Raw genomic sequence first — 17313 nt, 5'->3', positions numbered from 1 at the left:
TGGCAAGGTTTACGCATGGCCGACCCGGAACCCGCCTACGACGTGCTGCTCACCGGCACCGTTTTCCTCGACATCATCTTCACCGGTCTGCCCCGGCCGCCGGAGCCGGGGACCGAGGTGTGGGCCGAGGGACTCGGGTCGTGTCCCGGCGGCATCGCGAACCTCGCCGTGGCGTTGCGCCGGCTCGAACTGAAGACAGCGCTGGCGGCGGCGTTCGGGGAGGACGCGTACGGCGACTTCTGCTGGGACGTGCTGGCGGACCAGGAAGGCGTCGACCTCTCTTACTGTCGCCGTTTCTACGGGTGGCATTCGCCCGTGACCGTGTCCATGGCGATGGAGCGCGACCGCAGCATGGTCACGCACGGGCACAAGTCGCCCGTCATCGCCGATGACCTCTTCTCTCCGCCGCCTTTGACACGGGCGTGCTTCGTGCACATCCAGGCGGAGGACGAGCAGTGGGTGCGCACGGCGAAGGAGAACGGGGCGAAGCTCTTCGCCGACATCGGCTGGGACCGCACCGGGGCGTGGTCGCCGGAGTTGTTGCGCAGGCTCGACGGGTACGACGTGTTCCTCCCGAACCACGTGGAGGCGCAGGGGTACACCCGCACCGACACCCCGGAGGCCGCCGCGCGCCGGCTCGCCGAGCACGTGCCAGTGGTGGTCGTCACACGGGGCGGCGGGGGAGCGGTCGCGGTCGACGGCGCCACCGGCGAATGCGTGGACGTGCCGGGGCTCAACGTCGCGCAACTCGACGCGACAGGTGCCGGTGACGTGTTTGGCGCGGGGTTCGTGATGGGCACTCTGGCCGGGTGGCCGCTCGAACACCGGGTGCGGTTCGCGAACCTGTGTGCCGCGCTGTCCGTGCAGCACTTCGGTGGTTCGCTGTCGGCACCGGGCTGGGGAGACATCGCGGTCTGGTGGCGGACGGTGAGCAGGCGGCCGGACGAAGAACTGTCGCGCTACGGGTTCCTGGACGACCTGCTTCCCGAGCACACGGGCGTCGAGGTGCGCAGGGCCAGTCCGACGATCGGTCTCCGGCTACTCCGGTAGGTTGGAAACAGTCGATCAGCGGACGCAACCTCACGGGCCTCCCGCGCGACTTAATACGTAGAGAGTCTCTGGGGTTTTGTTCGGAAGGAGTTGCGGGTTGTTCGCCGCACGCGCGTCAGGCTTGGTCAAGTTGCTGGGGTTGTGCCTGACGGCGGGCGTCCTCCTCGCTGCGATGGTGTTCCCGTTCGTCGGAGGTCTCGGGCTCGCGTCCAACCGCGCGGCCGACACGGTCGACCAGACGTCGGGCGACCTCGCGAAGGGCGAGCTGCCGCTCGTCACCACCATTCAGGACATGAACGGCGACCCGATCGCCTATCTGTACGACCAGTACCGCATCCCGTTGGAGACCAAGGACATCGCGGACACCATGAAGGGCGCGATCCTGGCCATCGAGGACAAGCGGTTCTACGAGCACCAGGGCGTCGACTGGCAGGGCATCGCCCGTGCCGCCGCCAAGGCCGGTGTGGACGGTGGGGCGACGCAGGGCGCGTCGACGCTCACCCAGCAGTACGTCAAGAACTACATGGCGTTCGTGCTCGGCGCCGACAACGAGCAGGAGGCCTGGGAGAAGGCCACCGAGGCGACGGTCGGCCGCAAGATGCGCGAGGCGCGCGTCGCGTTGCAGCTCGAGCAGCAGATGACGAAGGACGAGATCCTCACCGGCTACCTCAACATCGTGCCGCTGGGCAACCAGACCTACGGCGTCGGTGCGGCCGCGAAGGCGTACTTCAACACCACGGCCGACAAGCTGACGGTTCCGCAGGCCGCACTGCTCGCCGCGATCGCGAACCGCCCGTCGTCGCTGAACCCCGGCGCGTCCCCGGAGAAGGCGCTGGAGCGCCGCAACATCGTCATCGACAAGATGCGCGAGAACGGTGCGTTCGGCTCCGACGAGACCGAGGCCAAGAAGAAGGCCGAGGAGTTCAAGGCCCAGCCGATGGGCATCGTCGAGAACCTGCAGATCCTGCCCAAGGGCTGCGTCGGCGCGGGTGACGGCCCGATCTACGGCTTCTTCTGCTCCTACCTGCTCGACTACCTGCGCGCCTCCGGCATCACGAACAAGCAGTTGCAGCGCGGCGGCCTCACCATCAAGACCACGATGGACCCGAAGGCCACCAAGGCCGCGAAGCAGTCGGCCGAGCAGCAGGTGCCGAAGACCCAGAACGGCATCGCGAACGTCATGTCCGTCGTGCAGCCGGGCACCGACAAGCACCGCGTGCGCGCCCTCGTCGCCTCCCGCGACTACGGCAACAAGGCCGAACTCGGCCAGGTCGCCCGCCCCGTGCCCGCCGAGGTCCTGCCGTTCGGTCCCGGCTCGGTGAACAAGATCTTCACCGCCGCCGCCGCGATGAAGAACGGTGTCACCGGAATCGACCGCAAGATCAAGGTTCCGAAGGTCTACAACTCCCGGGTCTACCCGAACGGCGGCTCGGCCTGGCGCGTCCAGAACGCGGGCGACTACCCCGAGGAGATGACGCTCACCCAGGCCCTCGCGACGTCCCCGAACACGGGCTTCGTGATCCTGCAGGAGCAGGCGGGCCTCAACAACGTCGTCGACATGGCCTACAAGCTCGGCATGCGCGAGACCCTCACCGGCGTCAACCGCGGCGCGGAGCCCCTGAAGTCCGACGGCTCGAACGGCCCGTCCCAGGGCGACTGGACCAAGCAGAACAACGCCGGCTCGTACACCCTTGGCCCCGGCGCCACCAGCGTCCTCGAGCTGGCCAACGTGGCCGCGACCATCGTCTCCAGCGGCACCTGGTGCCCGCCGACCCCGGTAGAGAAGGTCATCGACCGCTACGGCAAGGACGTCCCGCTGAAGGAAATGCCCTGCGAGCAGGCCGTGGAACCGGACCTGGCAAACAGCCTCGCCCAGGGCATGTCCCACGACACGACCGGCAGCGGCACGGCAGCGACCGCGGCGAGCGGCTCCGGCTGGAACCGCCCGGCCATCGGCAAGACCGGCACCACCGAAGAGCACAAGTCGGTGGCCTTCCTGGCCGCGACCCCGCAGTACGCGGGCGCCGTCATGACCTACGCCGACGGCAACAGCCCGCAGGTAATCTGCGCCAACCCGATCCGCCTCTGCCCAGGTAGCTCGCAGGGCGTCTTCGGTGGCCAGGTAGCCGCACCCACCTGGTTCAACGCCATGAAGGTGATCCACGAGGGCCTCCCGGTGGCGCCACTGCCCCCGGCAGCAGCCAGGTACAAGTAAGCACAGCTCGGCCAGAGGGCCGCCGGACGCCAAGCGCGTCCGGCGGCCCTTTGCGTTGGGCGGGGGAGCCCAGGGCCAGGCGGAGCGGGCTGAGGCAGGGGTGGGACCGGATGAGGTGGGCAGCCCAGAGCGAGGCAAGGCCGTTCGGTCAGAGCGAGGCAGGACGTAGGACGCGCCGGGCGCTTTTCAGCCCGGCCTTTTCCGGCCGTCAAGCATCCCGCCAGAGGCTCAAGGTCAAGCCCCAATCGCTATCGACGCGAAGCGGCGATGACCGGCACCGGCCCGGTACTGCCCGCCCGACCACCCTCGCAAGGTGACCGCCCGCACGGCAGGTGACCATCCCGCTGGAACGCGACACGCAAACGCAAGCCGACCCGCACGACCCCGCTCACCCGGCAGCGCCCGTTCACGTCCGCCGGCGCCTGCTTGCCGCGCGCCTGCTTGCCGCGCGCCCGCCGCCGGCTGCCCGCCCGCCCGCACGCTCCCCACCGCCGTCCGCCGCCACCCACGCACCCGACCGTCCGCCCAGCCCGCGCACCGCCCCCGAAACCACCACCCCCACCCCAACGCCCACCCAAACGACCCAACCCCCACAAATGACCACCCAGGCAAGGTCAACTCCCCACCCCACCCCCACCAAACCTTTCACGATAAAGCGACTGACCAGTACAAACACCAACCCAAGGATTGGTCCAAACAGAGTTGACCAAGCCTCAAATCAACCGACTACGCAAAGTAACCAACAGTGGGCCTAATCACCTGAACGCCCACATCGCTTGCCCGCGCCGGTCACGCGAGGTTACGTTCTGCGCCGCATGTCACGGTTCGATAACTGCAAGGACACGGATCTCCCCCGAAGCGGTCCAGTCCACCACCGGGCCCCCGAAGCCCGCAGCCAGGCCCCCCGACGCCAGGCGAAGCGCAGATGCCGAACTCCCCCGAGTGCATGGAGACAGGTTTGGCACGGCATCGTACGAAGGGTCCCCTGGTCGACGTCATCACCAAGGTGGACCTGGACCGCAAGAAGGTAGTGGCGGTGGTGGTCGCCGCGGGCGCCCTCGCCGGCGCCGGTTTCGCCCAGGCGGCGACGACCGTCAGCCCGGTGGACCGCATGATCGCCCCCGTCGCGGCCACCAAGAACCTCGCCGCGGTGATGACCGCCGAGGCCCGGCCGCAGGGTCCGCAGACGATCCACGACGTCAACGCCGGGTCTGAGGCGCGCAAGCTGTTGCAGGCCGAGCAGATCCAGGCGCAGTTCCACATCGCCGGGGCGCTCAGGTCCGCCGAGGGCGCCTATGCGCAGCGGCAGGCGGTCGCCCAGGCCGAGGCCACGCGGATCGCGGCCGAGAAGGCGCGGATCGCGGCCGAGGAGGAGGCGAAGCGGCCCAAGTGTGTGCGGCCCGCCCAGGGCTCGTTCACGTCCGGGTTCGGTGCCCGCTGGGGTACCAGCCACAACGGCGTCGACATCGCGAACGCCATCGGCACGCCGATCGTCTCCGTCATGGAGGGCACCGTCGTCGAAGCCGGGCCCGCGTCCGGGTTCGGGCTGTGGGTTCGCGTTCAGCACGGGGACGGCACCATCACCGTCTACGGGCACATGAACACCATCGACGTCGCGCAGGGTGCGAAGGTCAAGGCCGGGCAGCAGATCGCGACGATCGGCAACCGCGGCCAGTCGACCGGGCCGCACCTGCACTTCGAGGTGTGGGTCGCGGGCGGGCAGAAGGTCAACCCCGTCGGCTGGCTGGCCGAGCGCGGTGTGAGTCTCTGACCGAATCCGGTCACACGATCACGAGAAGTCTCGATAGTCTCCGGCCACGCCGCCGTGCATGAGGTGCGGCGGCGTGGAGACCGGAGCCGAGCCAGTGATCTACCGCAGCCCCCTGCCCGCGGTGGCCGTTCCCGAACGCACCGTCCCCGAGCACGTGCTGGAACGCGCACGGCACAACGACAAGCTCGCTCTCGTGGACGCTGTCACGGGCGAGTCGCTCACGTACGCCGAGTTGGCGCGACAGGTCGAGACGACGGCCAAAGGCCTGGTGCGTAACGGGATCAGGCCAGGTGACACCGTCGCGATCGTCAGCCTGAACCGGCCGCGCTATGCCGTCGGACTGCACGCGGTCCTGGCTGCGGGGGCGACGGTCGCGCTCATCAACCCGATGCTCACGCCGCCGGAGATCGCGCGGCTCAAGGAACTCGCGAACGTCACGAAGACGCTCGACCTCGACGACCTTCCCGCGAGCGACGCAGATTCGCTCCCACCGGGAAACCCCGCCGGTACCGCCGTCGTCCTCTTCTCCAGCGGCACAACGGGTCTCACCAAAGCCGTCGGCCTGAGTCACCGCGCGCTCGTCGCGAACCTGGAGCAGCACCGGCCTGGCTGGCGCATCGACGAGACCGACGTCCTCGCCGCGAACCTGCCGTTCTTCCACGTCTACGGCTTCACGATCATCCTCAACTCCGGTCTGCTCGGCGGCGCCACGCTCGTCACCATGCCCCGCAGCGACGCCGGCACCTACTTGCGGCGCCTTGAAGAACACCGCGTCACGCGGGCGTTCCTGGTGCCGCCACTCGCCGCGGCCATCGCGGACCACGCAGAACCGGTCCCGGAACTCGGCCTCAAGCTCGTCCTCTGCGGCGCCGCGCCACTCGACGACACCGTCCGCCGGGAAGCCGAGCGCACACTCCAGGCGCCCGTCCGCCAGGGCTACGGCCTCACCGAAGCCGGTGGTACACACCAGACATTCGACGACGACGTGGAATCCGATCCCATGAGCGTCGGTGTGCTGTGTCCCGGCACGGAAGCGCGGATCGTCGAGCCGGGCACCACGACGGATGCGGCGGAGGGCGAGATGCTCATCCGCGGCCCGCAGGTCATGGACGGTTACCTCGGCGACGAACGGGCCACGCGCGAAGCCTTCGTGGACGGCTGGCTGCGCACCGGCGACCTGGTGCGCGTCCACAACGGCCGGTTCCACGTCGTGGACCGCATCAAGGAAATGATCAAGTACAAGGGTTACCAGGTCGCGCCTGCCGAGCTGGAGGCGGTGTTGCGGCGCCATCCCGCAGTTCGGGACGCGGCGGTGATCGGTGCGCCCGATCGGGTTAACGGCGAGATCCCGAAAGCCTTCGTGGTCACGCAAGGCGACGTCACGGCGGACGAACTGATGGGTTTCGTGGCGGCGGAGGTGGCGCCCTACAAGAAGATCCGCAAGGTTGAGTTCGTGCGAGAGATACCGAGATCCGTGTCAGGCAAGATCCTTCGTCGCCTGCTGAAGGACCCCTCGCAGTGAAGGTGCTGATCACCGGTGGCGCCAAGGGGCTCGGCAGGGCGTTCAGCGGTGTCCTTGGCGCGCAGGGACATCAGCTCGTCCTCACCGGCCGCGACGAGGAGGCGCTCGCCACCGCCGAAGTCGAACTGAAAGCCCAGGGCGTCGCCGTCGAGACCCACGTCGCGGACCTCGCTGATCCGCACGCGACGGCCAAGCTGATCGAGAGCCTCGGCGGGATCGACGTGCTGGTCAACAACGGTGCGCTCGGCGGGCCGGTCGGTCCGACGTGGCAGGTCGACGAGAACGACTGGTGGCACACGTTCGAGGTGAACCTGCGCGGCACGGCGTTCGCCGCGAACGCCGCCATTCGCACGATGACGAGCGGGCGGATGATCAACGTGGTCAGCAACGCCGGTGTGCACCGATGGCCTTACGTCACGGCGTATTCGGTGTCCAAAGCGGCCGTGGTCAAGCTGACCGAGAACCTCGCGGTCGAGCTGAAGAACCGGCCGATCGCCGTGCTGAGCTACGACCCCGGCATGGTCGACATCGGCCTGATGCGCCGCGGCGCCACGATGGACTCCGGCGATCCGCACCGGCGGAAGATCGCGGAGTGGGCGAGGTCTCAGCGTGCCGCGGGCATGTTCACCCCGGTGGAGCAGTCGGCCGATCTTTTGGCACGAATCGTGCGCGGAGAGTTCGATCATCTCTCCGGTGGCTTGATCACTCCGAAGGACAGCTGAGAAATTTTCCTCGTTTGATGCGTACATAAGGCCCTTCCTCGCCGACGGGTCAACGGGGATCGTCGCGAGTGGCTCCCCAAGTCCTCAGGAGGCGTCGTGCCTGTCGGAACATCCCCTGCTGCCCTGAATCTGGCCGAACACCTCGAACCGGCTCACCTCGAACTCGCCCGCGACCCGGTGCACGTCGAACTGCCGGCGGACGTGCGCGACCGGATCGCGCGCTGCCGCGGGTTCGTGCTCGAAGTCAGCGCGTCCGGACGCGCGATCTACGGTGTCACAACGGGTTTCGGCCCGCTGGTCGAGTTCGCGGGCCGTCCGGACAGTGCCGGTCAGTGTGACAACACCATCTTCCACCTCATCGTCGGCCACGGTGAACTGCTGCCGCCCGCCGTCGCGCGGGCGGCCGTGCTCGCGCGGCTTTTCTCGTTGGCGCAAGGGCGATCCGGAGTGTCCGAGCAGGTCGTGGACTCGCTGACTGCCATGCTGGACACCGAATTCGCCCCAGCCGTACCACGTTTGGGCTCAGTCGGTGCGAGTGGTGATCTCCAGCCGCTCGCCTACGTGGCACATGCTTTGCGCGGTAACGGGAACGCCTTCTTCCAGGGGCGGCTGATGCCTGCCGTGGAAGCGCTCGCACTTGCTGGACTCAAGAAACTCGTGCTGGACGGGCGTGACGCGCTCGCGCTGGTGAACGGCATTTCGGTGACCGCCGCAGCACTCGGACTCGCTGTCGCACAGGCCGTTCGGGCGCACCGGACGGCGGAGTTGTTGTCCGCCTTGATGACAGACGTCCTCGGTTGCGGCACCGAGTTCACCTCGGTTGGACTACTGGCCGCGTTCGGGCATCCGGACGTCGCTGAATCGGGCGCGTCCATCAGGACCTGGCTCGAAGGCAGTACGCCATCCGGTGCGCGCCCGTTGCAGGAGCCGTACAGCATCCGTTGCACGCCACAGCTGATCGGCGCGGCCGGCACGAGCGTGCGGCACGCCGGCGAGGTGGTGCGCCGCGATCTCAACGGCGTGAGCGACAACCCGTTGTTCTTCCCGGAGACCGGGGAGGTCGTGCACGGCGGCAACTTCTTCGGCCAGCCCAGCGCTTTCGCGGCCGACCAGCTCAACGTCGCCCTGGTGCAGCTGGGCAATCTGGCCGAACGCCAGCTCGACCTGCTGGTGGATCCCTGCCGCAGCAACGGGTTGCCGCCGATGCTCAGTCCGCTGCCCGGTCAGCACCACGCGCTGCAGGGCGTTCAGCTCTGCGCGACCGCCACCGTCGCCGCGATGCGCAGGGCGGCCACGCCGGCTTCGGTGCAGAGCCTGCCGACGAACCTGCACAACCAGGACGTCGTCCCGTTCGGCACCCAGGCCGCGCTGACGGCGCTCGACCAGGCGCGGCTGCTGCGTTATCTGCACGCGGGACTCGCGATCGGGCTGCGCCAGGCCGTGCACGTCGGCGCACGCCGTCCGCAGGGACCGCGGCTCGCGGCGGTGTTCGACCGGCTCGCGCAAGAGGTGCCACCGATCACCGAGGACCGGCCGCTCGACACCGCGCTGGGCCGGGTGGCGGACGTCCTCGACAGTCTCGTGTCCGAAGTGGAGGGTGCTTCATGAGTGCTCCCGTCTGCCTCCCCCGGTGGGGGCACACCTGGGTCGACCTGCCCGTCCTGCGACTGCCGATGCCGGAGGAGGAACTGATCCCGTGCGCGACCGGCTGCTTCCAGCTGCCGATCACCATCGACACCCCGGAAGATCCGGTCGAGCGCGCCGTGCACCGGTGGTTCCTCGGCCATCACGGCGCGTTCCTGGTCTGGAGGTTTCTTTCGGCTTCACTCGATCGGCTGATACGTGAGCCTGATTCGCAGCTGGTCCGCCTCGCTGCGCTTGGATACGACGCGTACTCGGTGATGCTCGCCTATTCGGGCAGTTGTTCCCGTGAGGTGTACGAGGACGTCATCCGGCCGATGATGGTGACGTTCGACCCGGCGTTCAGCGGGCGATGGGCACGTGACCACGAGCCACTGCCCGGCCTGCTGCGCCGGGCGCGTACCGCACTGGGGTCCGTGGCGGCCGCACCGCTCACCTCTGCGAGCAAGGCGAACCTGGTGGCGCACATGGAGGTCATGCGCAGGCTCGTGCCCGGCGGCCCGTCGCTGCTGCGCGAGTCCGGCCGTGCGCGCATGTTCACCACCGAGGCCGAACGGGCCCGGTTCGACGAGTTCTTCCTCGTCAGCCGGGAGAACGTGTGCGTGAGCCGCTACCGCGCGCACCGCGCCGCCGTTCTGTCCGCGATCGGTCACGACCTCGCGAAACACCCGCTGAGCCCGGAGTACGGAGAGACACTCAGGACGTTCGCCACCCGACTATGAGAGAAGGCCGCGCGTGAACGACTTCAAGGCCGTGGTCATGACCCCGCAGATCTACCGCTACGTGCGCGAGCAGGCCGGCCGGCCCAGCGCGGTGCAGGAGAAGCTCATCGCCCGCACGCTGGAGCTCGGCGACTCGGCGGAGATGCAGATCCCGCACGAGCAGGCGGTGCTGCTGTCGTTGCTGGTCAAGATCACGGGCGCGCAGACCGTGGTCGAGGTCGGCACCTACACCGGCTACTCCACGCTGGCGTTCGCGCAGGCACTTCCCCCGTCCGGCAAGGTCATCACCTGCGACGTCTCCGCCGAGTGGACCTCGATCGCGGAGGAGGCGTGGCAGGCGGCGGGCGTGCGCGACCGGATCGACCTGCGGCTCGGCGCGGCCGCCCAGACGCTGGCCGAGATGCCGGAGGAACCGGTCATCGACCTGGTGTTCATCGACGCGGACAAGGTCGGATACGTGCACTACTGGGACCTGCTGGTGCCGCGCGTGCGGCAGGGCGGCCTGTTGCTCGCCGACAACACCCTCTACTACGGCGAGGCGGCCGGCGATCAGCCCGAGGGCAACGCCGCCGCGATCGACGCCTTCAACAGGTTCGTGCTCAGTGACCAGCGGGTCGAGTCCGTGCTGGTGCCGATCGCGGACGGGCTGACCATGGCCCGCAAGAGGTGAGGTTGTGGGCATACCGACCGGTCGGTAGGGTGGCCCTGAAGTCGCTGAACTGGAGGCGTTCATGGCTCGTTGGGGAATCACGCTGCCGCTGATCGGTATGCCGGTGCTGGAGCACCGCGCGCTGGTGTCCGAGCTCGCCGGGCTCGGTTACACGGACGTGTGGTCGGCCGAGACGACCGGCACCGACGCGTTCACGCCGCTCGCCCTGGCCGCGCAGTGGTCCTCGGAGCTGCGCTTCGGCACGGCGATCGCGCCCGTCTACACGCGCGGCCCGGCCACGCTGGCGATGACCGCCGCGACGCTCGCGGAGGTGACCGGCGGCCGGTTCGTGCTGGGCATCGGCTCGTCGTCGCCCGCCATCGTGCAGCGCTGGAACGCGATCCCGTTCGAGGAGCCGTTCAAGCGCACCCGCGACACGCTGCGCTTCCTGAAGGCCGCGCTGGCGGGGGAGAAGGTCTCCGCCGACTACGACACGTTCTCGGTGAAGGGCTTCAAGCTGGAGCGCCCGCCCGCGGAGAAGGTGCCGATCATGCTCGCGGCGCTGCGGCCGAACATGCTGCGCCTGGCCGGTCGTGAGGCCGACGGCGCGATCACGAACTGGCTCGCCGCCTCCGACGTGGCCCAGGTGCGTTCCGAACTGGGCGACGCCGAGCTCGCGGCGCGGATCTTCGTGTGCCCGACCGAGGACGCCGATGCCGCACGGGCGCTGGGACGCATGCTGATCAGCACGTACCTGACCGTGCCGGCGTACGCCGCGTTCCACGACTGGCTCGGCCGCGGCGAGGCGCTGCGGCCGATGCACGAGGCGTGGGCGGCGGGCGACCGCAAGGCCGCGTCGAAGGCGATCCCGGACGAGGTCGTGGACGCGCTGGTCGTGCACGGATCGCTCGGCCACTGCCGTGACCGCGTGGCCGAGTACCAGGCCAACGGCGTCGACACCCCGATCATCGCGCTGCTCCCGACCGGGGGCGACCAGGCCGAGCAGGCACGCGCGCTCGCACCCCGGGGATAACCGTGCCCAGCGCGACCGAGCAGAAGATCATCGATGCGGCCGTGCGCCTGTTCGCGTCGCAGGGCTACGACGCGACCTCGGTGCAGGAGATCGTCAAGGCCGCCGAGGTCACCAAGGGCGCGCTGTACCACTACTTCCGCTCGAAGGACGACCTGCTCTTCGAGATCTACCGGCTGCTGATCACGTCCCAGTCCGCCGACATGGACCGGATCATCGGCCTCGGCCTGTCCGCCGCCGAGACGGTGCGCGAGATTCTGGCGTCGCTCGTCACCTCGACGGCCGAACGGGTCGACGAGACGGCGGTGTTCGTCCGGGAGCTGCACCGGCTCGGCGAGGACCGGATGACGGACTTCCGCGCCGAACGCCGCCGCTACCACGAGACGTTCCTCGCGGTCGTGGAGAAGGGGCAGGCGGCCGGCGAGTTCAGCTCCGTCGTGCCCGCGGACACCGTCGTGCGGATCGCGCTGGGCGTCGTGAACCAGCTGCCCATGTGGTTCCGGCCGGACGGCCAGAAGACGCCCGCCCAGCTGGCCGGGGAGATCGCGGACTTCGTGCTGGCCGGATTGAGATGACGAAGTGCACGAGGTGCCGCACGGATCCTTTTCGTGCCGCGCCGCGTCTTAGCTCCTGAGTAACGGCGGGAGGCGCGAGATCGACTCCCTCAGCAGGGGGTCACATGTCGCACTTGCCACCACACCAGCCACCGGAGTACGGCGTCGCGCCGCCGTTGCACGACGAGGTGCGCAAGACCCGCAAGGGTCCGTGGATCTTCCTCCTGATCATCGCGCTGCTGGCGGTGGGCGGCGTGATGTACGGGCCTGGCGCGGTGGACGCGGTGCGCGACGCCGTTTCGCAGGCCGAACCAGAGCCCGGGCCGCCGCCGCCCGGACCGCCGCCCGTGGCGCGGCCGGAACCGCCCGCCCCACCGTCGAAGCGGGTCGTGGTGTTCGAGGTGACCGGCACCGGCAAGGCGTTCAACGTCACCGCGACCGTCGGCACCTCCATCCACAACGAGGCGGGCGTGACGCTGCCGTGGACACGCACCGTCGAGGTGCCCGCCGACCCCGCGTCCGACTCCGTGATGCTCGTGGTGGTGGCGGGCCCGGACGGAGCCGAGGTGCACGGCAGGTACACGATCGACGGCGCGACTGTCCGCGAGGGCAAGGCTTCCGGGCCCTACGGCGTCCTGACGATCACCGACTCCTGAGTGCCGCCAGCGCCTTGTCCGCGTGCGCGTTCATCGAGAACTCGCTCCTGATCACCTCGATGACCTCGCGGCCGGCGCCGATGACGAACGTGTGCCGCTTGACCGGGATCGGCCCGAACCGGCGCCGCACGCCGTACTGCTCCGCGACGTCGCCGCCGGTGTCGGAGAGCAGCGGGTAGTCGAAGTTGTTCAGCTCGGCGAACTGCTTCTGCTTCGCCACGTCGTCCATCGAGATCCCGACGCGCTGGGCGCCCGCCTCCTCGAACTCGGCGGCGAGGTCGCGGAAGTGGCAGCTCTGCGCGGTGCACCCGGTCGTCATCGCGGCGGGGTAGAAGAACAGCACGACCGGGCCGGCCTCGAGCAGTGCCGACAGCTTGCGGTCGGTGCCGTCCTGGTCGGGCAGTGTGAAGTCGGGGGCGAGGTCGCCGGGCTTCATGGATCTCCAATACGCTCGGGCCGTGACCAGCATGTCCGACGTGGCCAAGGCCGCAGGGGTGTCCGCTGCGACCGTATCGCGTGCGCTGCGGGGCGAACCGGGCGTGTCCGAGGCGACCAGGCAGCACGTGAGCGAGATCGCGCGGCGGATGAAGTACGCGATCGCGCGTGACGCATCCTCTTTGGCCGGTGGCCGCCGGTACGCGATCGCGGTGCTGACATCCGAGGTCAGCCCTGTGCTGGCGGGCGCGGAGGGCGCGTTGCGGCAGGCCGGATATGACGTGCTGCTCTACGTGCTGGGTGACGCGGACGCGCGCGCGAAGTTCTTCGGCGAACTGCCGCTGGGACGCCGGGTGGACGGCGTGCTGCTGCTGTCGATGTCGTTGTCCCCGGTGGAGCAGGTCGCGCTGGAGTCGTTGGAGGTCCCGCACGTCACGGTCGACGACACCGACCTGCGCCACGCGCTGCGGACCGCCGTGTCCCACCTGCAGGGGCTGGGGCACCGCGACGTGGCCCTGGTGCTGGCCGACGGCGTCGACGAGTCCTACGACGAGATCCTGGTCGCCGCCGGGCTCACCGTGCGTCCCGAGTGGACGGTGTGGTGCTCGCCGACCGTCGACGGTGGCGAGCAGGTGGTCGACGTGCTGCTCGACGGCGAACGCCTGCCCACCGCGGTGATCAGCTCGAACGGTGCCGCGGCGGTGGGGATCTTCCTGCGCATGCAGCGGGACGGGCGCGCGGTGCCGGACGAGCTGTCGATCGTGTCGCTGGACGGGCAGGAGCTCACCCGCGTCGTCGGGCTGACCGCCGTCGAGGGGGCGGCGAAGACGCAGGGGGAGCGGGCAGTCGCCGACCTGTTCACGCTGATCAGGGGCGGGGAGATCGAACCGGCGGAGCACCCGGTGCGGCTGGTCGTGCGCAACTCCAGCGGGCCCGTCGCCTGAGTAGGGTGGCGGCCATGCCCGCCGAAGAACGCCTGACCGAGCTCGCCGCGCTGCCGGCCACCCCCGGCTACGCCCACGCCGTGGCGGTCACCGGCAAGCTCGCGTTCATCTCCGGTCAGGTGGCGATCGACGCGGCCGGCTGCGTGGTCGGGGTCGACGACCTGGCGGCGCAGACGCGGCAGGCACTGAGCAATCTTCATCACGTCATCCGCAGTTTCGGCGCCGACTGGTCGGATGTCGTCAAGTTCACCTGGTTCGTGCTCGACGCATCAGACATTCAGACCATTCGTGCCGTGCGTGACGAAATCCTGCGGCCCGCGCTGGGCGAGGTGCACAACCCGGCCAGCACGCTGGTTCAGGTCGCGGCGTTGTTCGGGCCCGACTTCCTGGTCGAGGTCGAGGCCGTCGTCGCCATTCCGAGTGAAGCATCGGATGTCTAAGTAAAAGCATCTCTGCGTGTGTGTCCCAACCGGCCTGCACCCATCGGGTGACCAGGGACCATTTGCTCTGGTAATGCGGACCGAGCTGTGACATAGCTTGTACCTGTGGAGGAGTCGGTGACGCGGCTGGCGGACGCTTGGGGCGTGGCCACTCGGTACGAAAACGCGGACCAGCAAGAGGTCTCGGTCGATCGCGACGTCGTGGTCAAGATCCTCGCCCAGTTCGGAGTCGACGCGTCCACAGAGGACTCGGTCGCCCGCGAGCTCGCCGAGGTCGAGCGGCGCAGGGCCGAGCGGAAGCTCCCGCCCACGATCGTCATCCGCGAGTACGAGACGTACGACCTGAGCGGGCCCGCGACCATCGAGCTGGAGGACGGCACCTCGTTCACCGTCGAACGGCACGTCCCGGACTCGGTGCCACTCGGCTGGCACCGCGTGGTGACCGAGGACCAGACCGTCACGCTCGCCGTCGCGCCCAGGACGCTGCCCGAAGTGCCCCGCACGTGGGGCTGGATGCTGCAGCTCTACGCCGCGCGCTCGAAGGAATCGTGGGGGATGGGCGACTTCGCCGACCTCGCCACGATCGCCCGCAGGTCGTCCCTCGAACTCGACGCCGGCGTCGTGCTGGTCAACCCGGTGCAGGCGCCGAGCCCGACGCACCCCGTCGAGCGCTCGCCGTACTCGCCGACCAGCCGCCGGTTCGTCAACCCGCTGTACCTGCGCGTCACGGACACGGCCGAGTTCCTGCAGGCCTGCCCGCGCACCCGGCAGCTCATCCGCGACCTCAAGCCCGCGAACCAGGACCTGATCGACTACGACGCCGTGTGGGAAGCGAAGAAGCAGGCCCTGGAGCTGCTCTTCCCCGGCGGCGAGGTCGAGATGGACGCCGAACTCGAGAAGTTCGCGACCTACTGCGCGCTCGCCGAGATCCACGGCAAGGACTGGCGCCGGTGGCCGGCCGACCGCGCAGACCCACCCGCCGAACGGGTCGGGTTCTACGCCTGGCTGCAGCACCTCTGCACCCGCCAGCTCCAGGACGTCCGGCTCGCCGCGCACGAGGCCGGCATGGCCGTCGGCGTCATCCACGACCTGCCGGTGGGCGTCGATCCCGGTGGCGCGGACACGTTCGCCGACCCCGACGCGTTCGCCATCGACGTCACGGTCGGTGCGCCGCCCGACGCGTTCAGCGCGGACGGCCAGGGCTGGGGCCTGCCGCCGTGGCGCCCGGACAGGCTCGCCGAGACCGGCTACCGGCCGTTCCGGCAGGTGCTGCGCAGCGTCCTGCAGCACGCGGACGGCATCCGCATCGACCACGTCGCGGGTCTGTGGCGGCTGTGGTGGATCCCGCCGGGCGAACCGCCGTCACGCGGCACGTACGTCCACTACGACGCGGACGCCATGCTCGGCGTGCTCGCGCTGGAGGCGTACCGGGCGGGCGCGGTCGTGGTCGGCGAGGACCTCGGCACGGTCGAACCGATCGTCACGAAGACGTTGCAGGAGAACGGCATGCTGACCAGCGCCGTCCTCTACTTCCAGCGCGACTACTACGCCGAGGGTCACCCGCTGGTCCCGCCGTCGCAGTGGAACCCGAACCAGATGGCCAGCATCTCGACGCACGACCTGCCGACCGCGGCGACGTTCTTCGCCGGACCGGACGGCCCCGACTTCGACGAGCTGATGCGCCAGGAGGGCGTCAAGCCCGCCGACAGGGTCGAGGGCGCCCACGAACTGCTCGCGCAGGCACCCTGCGCGTTGGTACTGACTTCACCTCAGGACGCTCTGCGGGAAACCCGGCAGCCGAACGTGCCGGGCACGATCGACGAGCACCCGAACTGGAGAATCCCCCTGCCGGTGGTACTGGACGAGTTCTTCCCCCGCGTCCGGGAGATCACCCGGCCGCTCCGCAGCCGCGGAAGATGAAACTTTTGCGTAACGGCAGGTCATAGACCTGAGGAGTACCCTAAGGCCGTCACCGGACGGCGGAAGACGAACGTTCTTGGAGGTGGCGTACCAAATGAGCTCAGCCGTGGGCACGCGGACATCGACCGGCGTGCTTGAACTGGCCGTCGAGCAGGTCCTCGCTTCGGTGAGGCCCACTGCGCTCGGCGACCCGGTCGTCGGCGCACGGCGCGCGGAGGAATCCCTGCGTGACGCGCTGCGGGACGCTGGTCCCGTGGACGACAACACCGCCCTGCAGCACGCGCTGGCGTGTGCGCAGGCCGCGTGTGAACACCTGAAGTACGTGGAGATCCAGGAAGCCCGCACATTGTTGACCGCCGCCCGCGGCCAGTTGGTGCTGGCCCACGAAGGAGTGTGACTGCGTCCGGTAGTCGCCGACGGGTGACGATCACACGATCGAATAAAGCCGCTCCCACTCTCGTGAGAACCTTGCTGCAGCGGGCCGGAATCGTGAGTGCCCGCTCGTAGGGTTCGAGTGTGATCGTCCACCAGGCCTACCGGTTCGCACCGAACCCGGCCCCGGTACGGGTGTTGCCCGCGCACCGTGGTGCCGCGAGGTTCGCGTGCGCCTCGCAGCCCCCGCGCGGAGTTCCGGCGGCGGCAGGAGTACAAAACGCGTCGACGGGGTACTTGTGCGGTCGTGGCCTGGTTCCCGTCGTCCAAGACCCCCTCGGTTCGTGTTGCGGTGAAGGCCGAGCCGACACACCGGAAGAGCCGCTGCACGTGGGCTGGTGGCCTTGAAACGTCGACCCCGCACCGGGCAACCGGATCAGCTGACAACCCGGCCTGCCGTGCCACAACGACGTGATGCCGCGACGTTGCCGCACGGATATGGTCTTTTCGGTAGCTAGTGGCGCGACCCGGAACGTTGGCGAGGTAATCCATGCTCAGCAGGGCACCTCGCGGCGCCGCCCCCACGTCCCCGTACTACCAGTACGAGAACGTGGGGGCGACACCACGATGCACCCGTCTGACCCCGAATTCCCCCGGCAACGTTCCGGGC

The 17313-nt window shown here is 69.2% G+C and carries 16 protein-coding genes; 15 read left to right on the top strand and 1 reads right to left on the bottom strand.

Going from position 1 to position 17313, the window contains the following annotated elements; genetic code table 11:
• The first annotated feature begins 15 nt into the window (after nt 1-15).
• The 11 genes from IG04_RS0124795 (at nt 16) to IG04_RS0124745 (ending at nt 12532) form a co-directional block, all read left to right on the top strand.
• A complete protein-coding gene (locus tag IG04_RS0124795; RefSeq protein WP_030479106.1) occupies nt 16-1050 on the top strand; it encodes a carbohydrate kinase family protein in 1035 nt (344 codons plus the stop codon).
• A 97-nt stretch (nt 1051-1147) separates the two neighbouring features.
• Entirely contained in the window at nt 1148-3265 is a 2118-nt protein-coding gene (locus IG04_RS0124790) for a transglycosylase domain-containing protein (protein ID WP_036015572.1), read from the top strand.
• A gap of 1030 nt (nt 3266-4295) precedes the next feature.
• Complete coding sequence (locus IG04_RS0124785; RefSeq protein ID WP_420843957.1) at nt 4296-5036, top strand: M23 family metallopeptidase; 741 nt, start codon at nt 4296-4298, stop codon at nt 5034-5036.
• Between the two features lie 73 nt (nt 5037-5109).
• Nucleotides 5110-6558 carry an AMP-binding protein gene (locus tag IG04_RS0124780; RefSeq protein WP_245816056.1) on the top strand — a complete coding sequence of 483 codons (1449 nt, stop codon included), beginning with the start codon at nt 5110-5112 and terminating at the stop codon, nt 6556-6558.
• Nucleotides 6555-7280 (top strand): SDR family NAD(P)-dependent oxidoreductase, encoded by a 726-nt coding sequence (locus tag IG04_RS0124775; RefSeq protein ID WP_030479102.1) that lies wholly within the window; start codon nt 6555-6557, stop codon nt 7278-7280. Before IG04_RS0124780 ends, IG04_RS0124775 begins: the two co-directional genes overlap by 4 nt.
• A 96-nt stretch (nt 7281-7376) precedes the next feature.
• A complete protein-coding gene (locus tag IG04_RS0124770) occupies nt 7377-8888 on the top strand; it encodes an HAL/PAL/TAL family ammonia-lyase (protein WP_051770587.1) in 1512 nt (503 codons plus the stop codon).
• Nucleotides 8885-9643: a hypothetical protein gene (locus IG04_RS44220; RefSeq protein WP_051770585.1), complete on the top strand. Its 759-nt coding sequence runs from the start codon at nt 8885-8887 to the stop codon at nt 9641-9643. Before IG04_RS0124770 ends, IG04_RS44220 begins: the two co-directional genes overlap by 4 nt.
• A 13-nt stretch (nt 9644-9656) precedes the next feature.
• Nucleotides 9657-10313 carry an O-methyltransferase gene (locus IG04_RS0124760; RefSeq protein WP_030479099.1) on the top strand — a complete coding sequence of 219 codons (657 nt, stop codon included), beginning with the start codon at nt 9657-9659 and terminating at the stop codon, nt 10311-10313.
• Nucleotides 10314-10374: 61 nt separating this feature from the next.
• On the top strand, nt 10375-11325 hold the full coding sequence (locus tag IG04_RS0124755; protein ID WP_030479098.1) for an LLM class F420-dependent oxidoreductase: 951 nt from the start codon (nt 10375-10377) through the stop codon (nt 11323-11325).
• Between the two features lie 2 nt (nt 11326-11327).
• Nucleotides 11328-11897 (top strand): TetR/AcrR family transcriptional regulator, encoded by a 570-nt coding sequence (locus IG04_RS0124750; protein ID WP_030479097.1) that lies wholly within the window; start codon nt 11328-11330, stop codon nt 11895-11897.
• A gap of 104 nt (nt 11898-12001) precedes the next feature.
• Nucleotides 12002-12532 (top strand): hypothetical protein, encoded by a 531-nt coding sequence (locus tag IG04_RS0124745; protein ID WP_030479096.1) that lies wholly within the window; start codon nt 12002-12004, stop codon nt 12530-12532.
• Here the strand turns inward: IG04_RS0124745 and IG04_RS0124740 are convergent.
• Nucleotides 12519-12968 carry a peroxiredoxin gene (locus tag IG04_RS0124740; RefSeq protein ID WP_030479095.1) on the bottom strand — a complete coding sequence of 150 codons (450 nt, stop codon included), beginning with the start codon at nt 12966-12968 and terminating at the stop codon, nt 12519-12521. The genes IG04_RS0124745 and IG04_RS0124740 overlap by 14 nt on opposite strands.
• Nucleotides 12969-12999: 31 nt before the next feature.
• Between IG04_RS0124740 and IG04_RS0124735 the strand changes: the two genes are divergently transcribed.
• The 4 genes from IG04_RS0124735 (at nt 13000) to IG04_RS0124720 (ending at nt 16668) form a co-directional block, all read left to right on the top strand.
• Nucleotides 13000-13911 (top strand): LacI family DNA-binding transcriptional regulator, encoded by a 912-nt coding sequence (locus tag IG04_RS0124735; RefSeq protein ID WP_051770629.1) that lies wholly within the window; start codon nt 13000-13002, stop codon nt 13909-13911.
• A gap of 14 nt (nt 13912-13925) precedes the next feature.
• A complete protein-coding gene (locus IG04_RS0124730; protein ID WP_051770627.1) occupies nt 13926-14351 on the top strand; it encodes a RidA family protein in 426 nt (141 codons plus the stop codon).
• A 105-nt stretch (nt 14352-14456) separates the two neighbouring features.
• Nucleotides 14457-16271: a 4-alpha-glucanotransferase gene (locus tag IG04_RS0124725; protein WP_030479092.1), complete on the top strand. Its 1815-nt coding sequence runs from the start codon at nt 14457-14459 to the stop codon at nt 16269-16271.
• Between the two features lie 94 nt (nt 16272-16365).
• Entirely contained in the window at nt 16366-16668 is a 303-nt protein-coding gene (locus IG04_RS0124720) for a hypothetical protein (RefSeq protein WP_030479091.1), read from the top strand.
• The last annotated feature ends 645 nt before the right edge of the window (nt 16669-17313 follow it).

Origin of the sequence: Lentzea albidocapillata (genome assembly GCF_000719115.1) — a bacterium.
GTDB lineage: Bacteria > Actinomycetota > Actinomycetes > Mycobacteriales > Pseudonocardiaceae > Lentzea > Lentzea albidocapillata.
Note: the sequence above shows the minus strand (reverse complement) of the source record. Positions and strands in the feature narration are given on the sequence as shown.

Bases quoted from the DNA above. Each gene is read 5' to 3' on its own strand.
- IG04_RS0124795 (WP_030479106.1), top strand. From the start codon at position 16: ATGGCCGACCCGGAACCCGCCTACGACGTGCTGCTCACCGGCACCGTT.
- IG04_RS44220 (WP_051770585.1), top strand. From the start codon at position 8,885: ATGAGTGCTCCCGTCTGCCTCCCCCGGTGGGGGCACACCTGGGTCGAC.
- IG04_RS0124755 (WP_030479098.1), top strand. From the start codon at position 10,375: ATGGCTCGTTGGGGAATCACGCTGCCGCTGATCGGTATGCCGGTGCTG.
- IG04_RS0124745 (WP_030479096.1), top strand. From the start codon at position 12,002: ATGTCGCACTTGCCACCACACCAGCCACCGGAGTACGGCGTCGCGCCG.
- IG04_RS0124740 (WP_030479095.1), bottom strand. From the start codon at position 12,968: ATGAAGCCCGGCGACCTCGCCCCCGACTTCACACTGCCCGACCAGGAC.
- IG04_RS0124735 (WP_051770629.1), top strand. From the start codon at position 13,000: ATGTCCGACGTGGCCAAGGCCGCAGGGGTGTCCGCTGCGACCGTATCG.
- IG04_RS0124730 (WP_051770627.1), top strand. From the start codon at position 13,926: ATGCCCGCCGAAGAACGCCTGACCGAGCTCGCCGCGCTGCCGGCCACC.
- IG04_RS0124720 (WP_030479091.1), top strand. From the start codon at position 16,366: ATGAGCTCAGCCGTGGGCACGCGGACATCGACCGGCGTGCTTGAACTG.